Raw genomic sequence first — 13,356 nt, forward strand, 5'->3', positions numbered from 1 at the left:
TAATCTTAAAACAACTCCATCTGCCTATTATCAATTTCCCCCAGTTTTACACCTATACCAATCAATCGAATAGGGTGATTTTGTTTCTGATGTAATTCAATTATTAGATTTTTTATGACTTTTTTATCTAGTATTTTTGACACTCTAGTGAGACTGGTTTTATTAAATTTTGTATCTGTAAATTTGACAACAATACCAATAATAGACCTATAATGCTCGTCAGTTATACGACTAGTCAATTTATCATATAAATTTGGTAGTTTCTCTAGGCAGGCCTCGAGAGTCTTTAGATCTTCAGGGTATGTATTTTCAACACTTATAGATTTACGAATACGAACTGGATTAACTTCACGATTATCTATACCTCTAGCATAGTTATATAAACTGCTGCCAAATTTACCAAACTTATCTACTAGAGTAGCTAAGCTTAGTTGCTGCAAATCTAAGCAAGTCTCGACATTCATACTTTTTAGTTTTTCTTGGGAGACCTTACCAACACCAAAAAGTTTCTTAACTGGTAAATATTTAACAAAATCATTAACTTGCTCAGGAGTGATTACATATAATCCATTAGGTTTATTTATATCACTAGCTATTTTTGCAAGTAGTTTATTTGGAGCTACTCCAGCTGATCCTGTGAGCCCAGTTTTGTTAAAAATCTCTTGTTTAATAGCCTGAGCAATTAGTGTTGCACTATTTTTATATACTATAACATCTGTAACATCTAGATACGCCTCATCAAGAGATAAAGGTTCAACCTTGTCTGTGAAAGTGTTGAATATCTTTCTTATAATCGATGATGCAGCTTTATATTTTGCAAAGTCAGTATTTAAAAGTATTAGATTAGGGCACTTTTGCATAGCAATTACAGTAGGCATTGCTGAGTGTACTCCATATTCTCTAGCTATATAATTACAAGTAGATATTACCCCTCGCTTAGGGTTGGTACCGCCTACAGCAAATGGTTTATCTTTAAGACTTGGATTTGCTTTTTCCTCTACCTGAGCAAAGAAATAATCCATATCAATATGTATGATTTTTCTTGTTTTACTCATAAGAATATTTGCTGTATAAATTTTTGGTTGACAACTACTCGCTATTATACACTCTAATGGTTTGTAGTTTTTAATTTAGGATATATATGAAAAAGATAATTTTATTTATAACAAGCTTTATAGCTTTTAATTTATGTTTTGCGAGTAATCCAGAGCTATATTTATTTTTAGGAGGAGATTCTGTAAAAGATCATCTCAAAGAAATTGATAATCCTCAGGTAAAAGGTGCTCAGATAGTTTATTCTTGGAAAAGATTGGAGCCAGAAGAAGATAACTATGATTTTTCAGCTATCGAGGAGGACTATCAATTACTCAAAAAATATAATAAAAAGCTATTTATACAGCTACAAGACAAATCATTTGAAATTAAGCGTATTCCAATTCCAAAATACTTACAATCTAAAACCTATGATGATGGAGTGCTCAGACAAACTGATTTTGCAGGAGAGGGGCAGCCTTTAGGTGCTGGTTGGGTTACTAAACAATGGAATCCTAAAGTAAACAAAAGGTTTCATAAGTTGATAGATCAGCTAGCTAAAAAGTATGATGGTAAAATAGCGGGTATAAACTTACCTGAGACATCTATCGATATAGATGAGAAGTTTTTAACGGATAAGTTTTGTCAGACTTATGTAGATTCAGTAGTTAGCAATATGCTTTATCTTAAAAAACAGTTTAAGCAAAGCAAAGTAGTGCAATATATCAATTTCTTACCATGTGAATGGAATAATGATCATGGTTTTATGCAAGAGATATTTGATATAGCAATCAAAAATAATATCGGCATAGGTAATCCTGACACAGTACCATATCGAAAAAGTCAGATGAAAAATAGTTATCAATTTTTATATAAATATAAAGCAGATATAAATACTATAGCTATTGCAGTTCAAGAGCCTGATTATACATACACAAATCCAAAAACATTGAAGAAATTTACACCAGCAGAATTATATGATTTTGATAAGAATTATATTGGAGCTAATATTATATTTTGGAATATTCAACAGCCTCAGTTTGATAATGTTTTAAAACTCTTTGCAAATGACTAACTATTTATAAATATCTGCAAATTCATCAATATTTGCATCTTCTTGCCATGAGTATTCTAACTCAATACTTTTTTGTTTAGCTACATCATAGCCTAAGATATCCGCGATAAAACCAAGAGACATATCTATGCCTGCACTTATGCCAGAGCTTGTATAAATATTACCATCTTTTACCCATCTAGCTTTGTCGATCCAGATTACATTTGGAGCTATAGATTTTGTCCATTTTAGAGCTTTTTTATTAGAGGTGGCTTTTTTGCTATTAAGCAGATTTGTTTGTGAAAATAAGGATGAGCCGGTACAGACTGTAAGTATATATTTAGTATTATTTGCTAGTCTAGTTAATTCAGTTATTAATTTTTTATTATATATTAACTCTCTTGTACCAATACCCCCAGGCACAAATAATATCGAGTTTTTAAAATTAGCATCTGAGAGTTTTTTGGTATTTATACAGACATTCTGGCTACTATATACATTACCACCTTCTAGAGAATAATACTCAAATTTGAAGTGCTCTTTGAAACTTCCTAAGACTTCTACAGGACCAAATACATCCAAAGTCTCAAAATCATTAAATAAGACAACAATTATATTTTGCATCATAGATATTAGTATAGATAAATGCTTTGGATAGTATAGCATTATTAGATCTGTAAAATGATTTATAAAAATACCAAATAGTGTAAACTTTTAGTCTATATTTTATAAAGGTATTTTTTATATGTTATTGATTGTCATAAAAATAATATTATCAGCTTTAATGGTACTAGGATTAATATATATATCTGAGAAAAGCCCTAGATTAGGAGGGTTATTTTCAGGCTTACCTCTTAGTGTGGGTCTTTTTACTTACTTTTATGCGCGTGAAAATGGATTACAGTTTCTGATAGATTCAATGCCTTATGCACTTGTAGGGTTTGCTTCTATGCTGTTATTTACTATTGGCTTTTATTTCGGTAGTAAGCTTTTCTCTAATCAACGATTTATTAATACTATTAGCGCACTTGGTATAGGATTTGTCGCTTATTTCACAAGTGCTTACATTTTCACAAAGTTTAATATTACTTTGTCATTAGGACTAATAATTTTTATAATCACAATGATATTAACTATTATCTTCTTTAAGATAGTTGTCAAAGAAAAATCGGCTACAGAGAATATTAAGCTTGAGCCTGTTAATATATTTAAAGTTATAGCTTTTAGAATTTTTTTAGTAGCTTCGTTTGTCCTATTAATCACAGGAATTGCCAATATAGTTGGGCATGAATGGGCAGGGATCTTTTCATCATTTCCTGTAATGTTAACCTCTGTGATTGCTGTTTTAATCTTTAGATACAAGAATTTATTATTTCCAGGAGTGCTAAAACATTTTTCTTATGGAGTATCAATACTAGTTATATATGATTTATTAATATATTGGTTATATCCAATTATGGGTATTAATTGGGGTACTGTAGTTGCTTATATTGTTTGCTTTGTATATTTATCATTACTAAATAAGCTAAATCAGTAGCTTATATTTGAAAATTACTTTTATATAAATACTCAATGTATATAATTTAGCTAATGAAATATTTATATTAAAACAAATGATTTTCTTTAAAAATGTATCTTATCAAGTAGAGATAAAAGAGCTTTTTGATAATATTAACTTCTCAATCTTTCCTAATCAAAAAATAGGTCTTGTAGGCAAAAATGGTACGGGTAAAACGACACTTTTTAACCTTATACAAGGCAATTTAACACCAGATAAGGGCGATATTGAGATTGCTAAAAATACTCGCATAGTTACTGTCAAGCAAGAGGTTGATGATTTCGAAGCGAAAGTTATAGATTATGTAGTCAATGGTATAGAATCTTTAAAACAATTGAAGATCCAAATGCAAAAATCTTTAGAGTCTGAGAATTTCGTGGATTATTCAAAATACCATGAAGAGTATGAATCTTTAGGAGGCTATGCAATAGAGTCTCAAGCTGGTAAACTGCTGTCAGGTTTAGGTTTTAGCGTTAGTCAACTCCAGCAAAAGGTAAAAGAGCTATCTGGTGGTTGGCAGATACGATTAAATCTTGCTCAAGCACTACTGCAAGAGTCAGATATTTTATTACTTGATGAACCAACTAACCATTTAGATTTAGATGCTGTACTATGGTTAGAAGAGTATCTACAAGAATATAAAGGTTCTTTACTACTTATTTCACATGATAGAATCTTTTTAGATAATGTTGTTAAGCAAATATTTCATATCGATAATAAGAATATAGATACTTATACTGGTAACTATTCATCTTATGAAAAGCAGTCTTATGAGCAAAAAGTACTACAACAAAAGCAGTTTGAGAAACAACAAAAGCATATTGCTCATTTACAGAGCTTTGTTGATAGATTTAAAGCTAAAGCATCTAAAGCAAAACAAGCACAAAGTCGTGTCAAGATGTTAGAAAAAATACAGAGAATAGAGGCTGTTAAGTCAGATTCTGAATTTAGCTTTGAATTTAAGCAAGTTAAAGAGCATCTCGGAGGTACTTTGGTCAGTTTACAAAATACTGATCTTGGTTATGGTGATAAAGAAATTCTTAATAACGTAAAACTAAATATCTATAATGAAATGCGTATAGGTCTATTAGGTCTAAATGGAGCTGGTAAATCAACACTTATTAAATCTCTTATTGGTGATATAGACATTTTATCAGGTAAGATAGAAAAACATCCAAATCTTAGAGTAGGGTATTTCTCGCAACATTCATTAGATATGCTTGATTCTGAGGCTTCGCCACTATTGCATATGCAACGCTTAGATTCACAAGCAACTCAAGAAAAGCTTAGAACTTTTTTAGGTAGTTTTAACTTTGTGGGTGATAAGGCTTTGGTAAAGGCAGGAACCTTTTCTGGTGGTGAGAAGGCTAGATTAGCTCTAGCAATGATTGTATATCAAGAGCCTAACTTTTTATTACTAGATGAACCAACAAACCATTTAGATATTGGTGTTCGAGAGGCTTTAACTGTAGCATTACAGAGTTTCCAAGGAGCTATAATATTAGTTTCGCATGATAGATTTTTATTAGAATCAACAGTTGATGAGTATATGCTTGTTGGTGAAGGGCAGGTTAAGCCTTTTGATGGTGATATGAAGGATTACTATAAGTACATTCTTGAAGTCAAAAAAGCTGAGAATAATACATCAAATATAGCGGTACAATCTAATAATGATTCTAAAAAACAGGATAGAAAATTATCTGCTGATAAGAGAAAGCAACTTAAGCCACTGCAGGATAAAGTCAAAAAACTTGAAAGGGCGTTAGAAAAATTACAACAGCAAGATCAACAAATGCAAGATGCTCTCCAAAATCAGAATTTATATGATGATAAACAAAAACTTCAGCAAACTTTACTTGATCATTCTCTGCTAAAAGAAAAAATAGAACAAACTGAATTAGAATGGTTTGCAGCTTTAGAAGAACTGGAGGTTTTAAAAGAGTAAATAGTAGTTAAGTTTTAAATACTAATTGAGATTTTACTGAAACTCATTTTCTATTTCTTCTAATGTCTTTCCTGCAGTTTCTGGAATAAGTTTTTTAACAATCAATAAATACACAAATGAACTTATAAAAATAATTCCAAACATAATATTAAAGCCGTATTTCTCGCCTATTTGTAAAAAATATCCAATAAAGAAGAATGCAAATAACATTGAAACTACACCCGCTATGAAGATACCAATAATTCTTACTCTGTTAGGTAATAGTTCATTTATAAGGGTTACGATGACGCCTGAAGGACCAAATGCTAATCCGGCAATACATGTTATCAAGAACAAAATTACTAGTATGTAATTATAGTCAAAAGTAGGTAGGCTATATAATACTACTAACAGTATCATGCTTATTAATGCAATTGTTAGTCCTGTAAAGATAACTTTTTTTCTTCCCCACTTATCTATATAAAAGATGGTTAATATGGTGACTCCAAAGTTAACAACTAAAATTAGAGAGTTTGCTATATGAGTTATATAAATGTTATTTGTTAATGGTGAAAGAATTAGCTCTGAAGAAAAAATAATAAAATTAATACCAGTCAATTGATTTAATATTAAGATTGTTGTTACTAATAAAACAGGCCAAATATCTTTTCCAATTAAAATTTTTTGTAAAAAAGTCTTAGGCTTGTGTTCTCTGAGGCTAACTCTAACTTCTTCGATATGTTTTTGTATTTCCTGTTTTGTCAAAGTGGGTTGAGTTTTACTTATGACTGTATATGCATCAACATACCTCTTTCTTAATACAAGCCAAGTAGGGCTAGGGGGTAATATGCAAATCAAGCCGAGCAAAACTATTACAAGAAATATTGTAATGTATAAATATTGATACCAGCTAAGAGCATTATAAAAGAAAAATATTATAACTCCTGATAAACACATTCCAGCTGTCCAGAATAGTTGAAATAAAGTTACATACATACCTCTTCTATTAGCTGGAGATATTTCTGTAATATATATAGGAAATGCATAAGTACAAAGTAAAATAGCAGCTCCTTGGATAAATCTGGCTACTATTAGAGTATTATAGCTATTTGATATTACAAAAAGATAAGTTCCTATGATATACATTATTGCAAAAGAAATTATCATTGCTCTTCGACCAATTCGATCTGTAGCTAGCCAAACAACTTTTGCTAAAATACCTCCTAGGAATACTAAGCCTAATAAAATAGATAACTGGTGATTATCCAGGTCGAAGTTATATTGAATATCTTTACCAATGCCTCCAACAATTGCTAAGGCATAGCCACCAATGATAGCTGAGATGATATATACAGGAAGAATAAACTTAAAACTGTATCTAAAATTTAAATTCATAATCCTAACTCCGTATATATTGAGTCTATTAATTGTCCATACATTCCTGTTCTATAAGTTTTACCTTCAAAAATTCTAGGATAGATAATACGACTATGCACACTGTTCGACATAATTATAATGGTAATCTTATTTTGAGAATCAGAAATGAAGCATTGACCTGTAAACCCAGTATGTCCTATAGTTTGATCACTACATTTTTCACCAAAAAAAGGTCTGTTCTTGCGTCCTTTTGCTGTCCAAAACCCTAATCCAAAAGAAGGGTTAATGTTAGATGGTTGACTAAATTCTTTTATGGTGCCTTGAGTAAAAAATGTATTTTCTTGATATAACAAGCCTGCTAGTTTGGTAATATCGTCAATAGTAGAAAATAATCCTGCATGACCAGCAATACCGCTCATTGAGTAGAGTGCTTTTTCATCGTGAACTAAGCCTCGAAGAGTATCAGTTTTTATATTATTAAAATTAGTTGTACCACAATTAGCATGGCCGTCAATTTGAGTTGCTACTATTTGATTTGGTAAATAGCCTTTTTCCAAAGGATTAAAACAGGTATTTTGAGCACCAGCTTTCGAATAGATATTTTTTTCTAGGAAATCATCCATTCTTTGATTAGTTATAGTCTCAATTAAACATCCTAATATTTTCATACCTATATCTGAGTAGATGCAATACTTTTGTGCTGGTTCAATGACAGACATCTTTGTTTTTAATAATCTGATAGTAGTTTCTCTGTCTTGGCTATATAGAGAATCTGCAATATGATTATTATAAAAATCAAAAAATGGAGCTACGCCAGTAGCATGATTTAATAAATCTCGAATAGTTGGGATATAAGAGGTATTCTCAAATTTAAACTCTGGAATATATTTTGTTATCTTATCATCTAGTTTGATTTTTTTTCGCTCATATAAGTACATGACTGCATAAGTGGTTGCAAAAATTTTTGTCAGAGAAGCTATATCAAAAAGCATATTATCTCTTAAAGATTGTGGGTTGCTGACAAGATTTCCTTCTTGATTATATCTATATGCGTAACCAAAATTATTTTTATAAATAGGTTTGTTATGAAAAACCACATTAACAGCTACTCCTGAGAAGCCATGTGAAATATCATGGTTAATAATATTTTCTAAATTTTGAAAATCCATTTTTAATATTTATCTATACTACCTATGAATATTAAAACATAGCTTTATACGAAATAGATATTTAAAATTTTTGTAAGGGATATAAAAGAAACTAATTATGAGAAAAAATTAATAAAAAGTAGAATTAGTGCTGATAAGCTTCATCCCAGTTACCTGTTAGACCTGCAACCTCATATTCTGTTACTCGGTTCTCAAAGAAGTTTGTATGATCAGCACCATTTAAGATCCATTCTAACCAAGTAAGAGGATTTTTATCAATACTATATATTTCATTTAAACCAAGTTGATTTAAACGTCTATCTGTAATGTGACGAATATACTCTTTTACTTCATCAGCTTTTAGACCTTCGATAGTACCAATCTCATAAGCTAAATCAATAAATTTATCTTCAAGTTCAACGGCTTTGCTAGCCATTAGATATATTTCTTTTTTGAATTGATTATCAACTATATAAGGATTTTCTTGGCAGTACATTCTAAATAATGCTGCGTTACCTTCGACGTGCATTGATTCGTCACGGATTGACCACTCAACAACTTTGCCCATACCTTTCATTTTACCGAAGCGTTGGAAGTTGAGTAACATTGCAAATGATGCAAATAAGGCTACACCTTCATTAAATACTGTCTTAGCAAGACAAAGTCCTAAACCACGACGAGTACTAGGATCCGCATCCATCATGAAATCGATTTTATCGGTCATTGCTTTATATTCTAAGAAAGCATGATACTCAGAATCTGGAAGGCCAAGAGTGTCATTCAAAAGGGCGTATGCTCTTTGATGAATACCTTCACGTGCAGCAAATGAGCCAAGCATATTTCTGACCTCATTATTCTTAAAAGCCGGAATAAATTGATCATAATAGTTTTGACCAACAGCTACATCCGATTGAGTAAATAACCTTAGAATATTAGTAATATATTCTTTTTCAACTTTAGTAATTTTACCATTTTTCCAGTCAGTTACATCTTCTGATAAATCTATTTCATCTTCTATCCAGTGAGCTTTTTCATGTTTGACAGTTAGGTCAACAGCCCAAGGATAGCTAAATGGCTTGTATGTCTTAGAAAAAGTTGTTAGAGAAGAACCTTTGACACGAGCAATAACTTCACCAGCTCTAGCCATTAAATTGTCGTAGCCACCAATATGTACATCGTTGACGAATATTTGTGGTACTGATTTAACATGTTCCTCAACGAGCAGGATATTCTTATTTACTTCCGCATAGAAATTTAGTCTTTTTTCATCATCGTCAAGAGTAATTTGTGTAAAAGGAATATCATTTGCACCAAACCAACTTTTAGCGAGGTCACAAAAAGGACAGTTCGTTTTTGTATATATTTTTACTTCCACTATTATTACCTACTTCTTAGCTAAGATTTCTTTCTCATTGGCTTTAAGATCTGTAAAGCCACCAACATGCTCATCATCAATGAATATTTGTGGTACAGTTGAAATCGGGAAAGCAACTTTACCACTTTGATTCATTTCTTCGTAAAATCTAAGACGTTGAGAGTGATCATCCATTATAGTTTCTTCAAAGAATATTTCATTCTCATCAAACCATTGTTTCGCCCATACACAAAATGGACAGCCATTTCTAGTATATATTTTTACTTTCATATTTTAGCCCTCACAAGCGATACATTCATTCTCAGATTGTTTTAACTCTGAGAATTCTACAAGCCTATTTTTTTCAACCTTCTTAGAAATATTTTCGGCTCTATTAGAAGTCTCTGTTCTTAAGTAATATAATCCTTTACAACCATATTTCCAAGCATTGAAGTGAACTTTATGGAGATAACCACGAGAAGCTCCAGCTGGAAAAAATATATTAAGAGATTGCCCCTGGCATAGATGGTTTTGACGTTGTCCACCTAAATATACAACCCAATCTTGATCCATTTCTATTGCTGTTTTAAATACAGCTTTAATATCATCACTCAAGAATTCTAGCTGTTGAACAGAGCCGCCATTAGTAATAATATCTGACCAAACTTCCTCAGTATTTTTACCAACCTTTTCTAACTCTCTTTCTAAGTATTTATTCTTAGTTAAATGTGAACCAACCCTAGTCCTTGAGGTAAAAGCATTTGCTTTCCAAGGTTCGATACTTGGCGAAGTGTTTAATATAAGAGAACTATTGGCATTAGGTGCTATTGCTAATAAGTGAGCATTTCTACGACCAGTACCAGCCATATCAGGAGCTTCACCTTTTTCAGATCCTAATATTAGAGTCTCTTCTACAGCTTGCTCTTTTATACGCTTAAATATCTCTTCATTAATTTCTTTGGCTTTTTGAGATTCAAATGGAACATTATGCTTCTGTAAATATGAGTGAAAGCCCATAGCACCCAAGCCAAGACTTCTTTCACGAGAAGCACTATATCTAGCTTTAGAAATTTCATCTCCAGCATGATCTATGAAAAACTGTAAAACATTGTCTAAAAATCTAATTAAATCTTTAATTAGAGATGTATCTTTCCATTCATCATACTTTTCTAAATTTACTGAAGAAAGACAACAAACTGCTGTACGCTTTTCATCAGTTACTAAATGAATCTCATTACATAGGTTAGAGCCTTTAATTGTTAAACCAAGCTCTTTTTGTGATTTTGGTAACGCTCTATTCGCAGTATCGATAAAGTTTAAATAAGGTTCACCAGTACGATAACGAGTCTCTAGAATTGTTTCCCATATTTTACGAGCTTTGACTATATCTCTAACAGTTTTGTCATCAGGATCTACAAGTTTCCAATCTGCATCGTCAGCAACTGCTTGCATAAAGTCATCAGTTAAATTAACTGCATGGTGTAGATTTAAGCACTTTCTGTTCACATCACCTGTTGGTACACGTATACCCAAGAATTCAACTATATCTGGATGAGAAACATCCATATAAGCAGCATAAGAACCTTTACGAGTTTTACCTTGTCTATAAGCAACCATATCTGCATCAACTGTGTGCATAAACGGTATCGGTCCTGGAGCTTTATCTGAAACAGCTCTTACATTTGACCAGTGTCCACCGACACCGCCACCTTTTACTGAGAGCCATCTAAGCTCAGATGAGTGTTCTATAAGGCCTTCTAATGAATCTGGAACATAAGATAAAAAGCAACTTATTGGCAATGATTTAACTTTTGCACCTGGAAGAGGGGCATTTGAAAGCACTGGAGATGCAAACATAAACCAACCTTTAGATGCAGCATCATATATGCGTTGCGCAAGGTTCATATCGCCAAAAGAGTATGCAACAGAAGCTCTTGCAAAAGCATATTGTGGAGAGGGTTCATTCTCTAGACAATAGTAATTAGTAAGCAATTGTTGTGCTTGTTCTGATAGCTCATGATCCTTAGATATATCTATATGGATGCCAAGGTATTTTTCATTAGACATAATAAACAAAAACCCTATTTAAATTTAAAGTAATTTCAAAAAAATTATATTAGTAACAAATCTATACTAATTTAGTATAATTGCTTTTTCAACTAAAGAAATTTTATCAATTTTTTTTGATTTTAGAATACTAAAAAGTCAAATATTACACTTGACTTTGATGAATCACTTTTGAGATGTAGACAGTACAATGGTTACTGTCTAGACATGCTAGAAAATTATTTTGATAAAATTTCAGCAGCGGCAATATTAAGCTCTTTAACTGCATTAATTGATACTTGAAGTTGCTCTCTTTCTTTATCAGAAATTTCAACTTCAATAGGTCTTACGCCATTAGCAGAGATCTCTGTTGGTACACCTACGAATAGATCTTCGTCAACACCATACATACCAGCTTTTACTTTTGCAGCACATGGAAGAACCATCTTCTTATCTCTTAGATAACTTTCTGCCATTTGTATACCTGCAGCAGCTGGAGCATAGTAAGCAGAACCTGTTTTAAGTAAAGCTACAATTTCACCACCGCCACTTCTAGTTCTAGCTACTATAGAATCTAATCTTTCTTGGCTAATTTTGCCTTCTTTGACTAGTTGCTCTAGAGATACGCCCGCAACATTAGACATTTTTGTAAGAGGTACCATAGTATCACCATGTCCACCCATTACATAAGCCTGAACCTGCTGTACAGAGACATTAAGCTCATCTGCTAAGAAAGTTCTAAATCTTGCAGAATCAAGTACACCAGCCATACCAACGATCTTATTATCAGGTACACCAGAGAACTTTTGTAACATATTTACCATGATATCAAGAGGGTTCGTGATGCATATAACAAATGCATCTGGGCAGTTGTGTTTGATACCTTCGCCTACAGATTGCATTACTTTAATGTTGATGCCAAGTAAATCATCACGAGACATACCAGGCTTTCTTGGTACACCAGCTGTGACTATTACCACATCAGAGTGTTCTAGATCTTTATAATCATTTGTACCTCTAACTTTGAAATCAACTCCTTCGATAGGGCAAGTTTGTAATAAGTCTAGAGCTTTACCCTGAGGCATGCCTGGAGCTATATCAAAAAGAACCACATCACCTAGCTGCTTGATTAGTGATAAATGAGCAAGTGTTCCACCAATATTACCAGCACCAATAAGCGCTATTTTCTTTCTAGCCATTAAAATCTCCTTAATTATGCTAAAAAATGAATCAAAATAGATATTTCATAATTATAACTAATAGTTTAGCTGTTATTCAATGAAAACTTTTGTAACGATTATAGTTTATAATTATAATAGTTTTCAATTAAACTGATTTGTTTTTTTATATGTTAAAAAAAATTATGAGTAATGTAGGCTTACTAGTGGGAATTGTAGGTCTAATAATATTTATGTTTGGTTTAGTTGAAACAGATGTTGCTCAGAAAAATCTTATAGTTTTTTTTGCAACTTTTTTCTTATTCTTATCAGCTGTGATCCAAAAAGAGCCGTTTTTTAGTGGTTTGCAAGGTATTGCATTTGTTAGTGCCACTATGGTTTTTTTTGGTTTTTCTCAGATATATAATTTACTAGTATTCATAGTATTGGCAATTATATTCTCAATTACTTATTTTAGTAAGTATAAAATAAATATAGCTAGAGTTTGTGCTTTTATAGGGCTTGTAGCGTTATGTTTTGGTATACTATTGAGTAGAAATGAACCTATGATTGTATGTGGTATAGTTCTGGCTATTTATGCTGTATTTTCAATTAGAGAAGGTTATACGGTGGGTTGGGTGTTCTTGATACTCAATCTGTTGTTTGCAATTGTCGCAGCTAATGCGATATTTGGTTTTATTTAAGA

Annotated in this window: 12 protein-coding genes; 4 read left to right on the top strand and 8 right to left on the bottom strand. The window is 31.9% G+C overall.

The annotated features are described in order from the left end of the window. Positions 1–5: 5 nt before the first annotated feature. Positions 6–1,055, bottom strand: coding sequence for a DNA polymerase IV (gene dinB, locus F3D57_RS02000; RefSeq protein ID WP_150465009.1), 1,050 nt, complete (start codon positions 1,053–1,055; stop codon positions 6–8). Between the two features lie 86 nt (positions 1,056–1,141). Between dinB and F3D57_RS02005 the strand changes: the two genes are divergently transcribed. After that, on the top strand, positions 1,142–2,107 hold the full coding sequence (locus tag F3D57_RS02005; RefSeq protein ID WP_150465010.1) for a hypothetical protein: 966 nt from the start codon (positions 1,142–1,144) through the stop codon (positions 2,105–2,107). Here F3D57_RS02005 and F3D57_RS02010 read toward each other — a convergent pair whose 3' ends face one another. Next, positions 2,108–2,710 carry a DJ-1/PfpI family protein gene (locus F3D57_RS02010; RefSeq protein WP_150465041.1) on the bottom strand — a complete coding sequence of 201 codons (603 nt, stop codon included), beginning with the start codon at positions 2,708–2,710 and terminating at the stop codon, positions 2,108–2,110. A gap of 121 nt (positions 2,711–2,831) precedes the next feature. On the opposite strand from F3D57_RS02010, the gene F3D57_RS02015 reads away from it, so the two are divergent. Beyond that, positions 2,832–3,623 (top strand): MFS transporter, encoded by a 792-nt coding sequence (locus tag F3D57_RS02015; protein WP_150465011.1) that lies wholly within the window; start codon positions 2,832–2,834, stop codon positions 3,621–3,623. A gap of 76 nt (positions 3,624–3,699) precedes the next feature. Next, entirely contained in the window at positions 3,700–5,589 is a 1,890-nt protein-coding gene (locus F3D57_RS02020; RefSeq protein WP_150465012.1) for an ABC-F family ATP-binding cassette domain-containing protein, read from the top strand. A gap of 33 nt (positions 5,590–5,622) precedes the next feature. Here F3D57_RS02020 and F3D57_RS02025 read toward each other — a convergent pair whose 3' ends face one another. The 6 genes from F3D57_RS02025 to mdh form a co-directional block, all read right to left on the bottom strand. Further along, positions 5,623–6,963: an MFS transporter gene (locus tag F3D57_RS02025; protein WP_150465013.1), complete on the bottom strand. Its 1,341-nt coding sequence runs from the start codon at positions 6,961–6,963 to the stop codon at positions 5,623–5,625. Further along, on the bottom strand, positions 6,960–8,114 hold the full coding sequence (locus F3D57_RS02030; RefSeq protein WP_150465014.1) for a serine hydrolase: 1,155 nt from the start codon (positions 8,112–8,114) through the stop codon (positions 6,960–6,962). Before F3D57_RS02030 ends, F3D57_RS02025 begins: the two co-directional genes overlap by 4 nt. A 124-nt stretch (positions 8,115–8,238) precedes the next feature. After that, positions 8,239–9,471 (bottom strand): ribonucleotide-diphosphate reductase subunit beta, encoded by a 1,233-nt coding sequence (locus F3D57_RS02035; protein WP_146422090.1) that lies wholly within the window; start codon positions 9,469–9,471, stop codon positions 8,239–8,241. 6 nt (positions 9,472–9,477) lie between these two features. Then, on the bottom strand, positions 9,478–9,738 hold the full coding sequence (locus F3D57_RS02040; RefSeq protein WP_041263737.1) for a glutaredoxin: 261 nt from the start codon (positions 9,736–9,738) through the stop codon (positions 9,478–9,480). 3 nt (positions 9,739–9,741) lie between these two features. Then, complete coding sequence (locus F3D57_RS02045; RefSeq protein ID WP_150465015.1) at positions 9,742–11,514, bottom strand: ribonucleoside-diphosphate reductase subunit alpha; 1,773 nt, start codon at positions 11,512–11,514, stop codon at positions 9,742–9,744. A 218-nt stretch (positions 11,515–11,732) separates the two neighbouring features. After that, positions 11,733–12,692, bottom strand: coding sequence for a malate dehydrogenase (gene mdh, locus F3D57_RS02050; protein WP_150464313.1), 960 nt, complete (start codon positions 12,690–12,692; stop codon positions 11,733–11,735). Positions 12,693–12,841: 149 nt separating this feature from the next. Between mdh and F3D57_RS02055 the strand changes: the two genes are divergently transcribed. Further along, positions 12,842–13,354 (top strand): MFS transporter, encoded by a 513-nt coding sequence (locus F3D57_RS02055; RefSeq protein ID WP_150465016.1) that lies wholly within the window; start codon positions 12,842–12,844, stop codon positions 13,352–13,354. Positions 13,355–13,356 lie beyond the last annotated feature (2 nt).

The sequence above is a fragment of the Francisella sp. SYW-2 genome (assembly GCF_008711475.1).
GTDB lineage: Bacteria > Pseudomonadota > Gammaproteobacteria > Francisellales > Francisellaceae > Francisella > Francisella salimarina.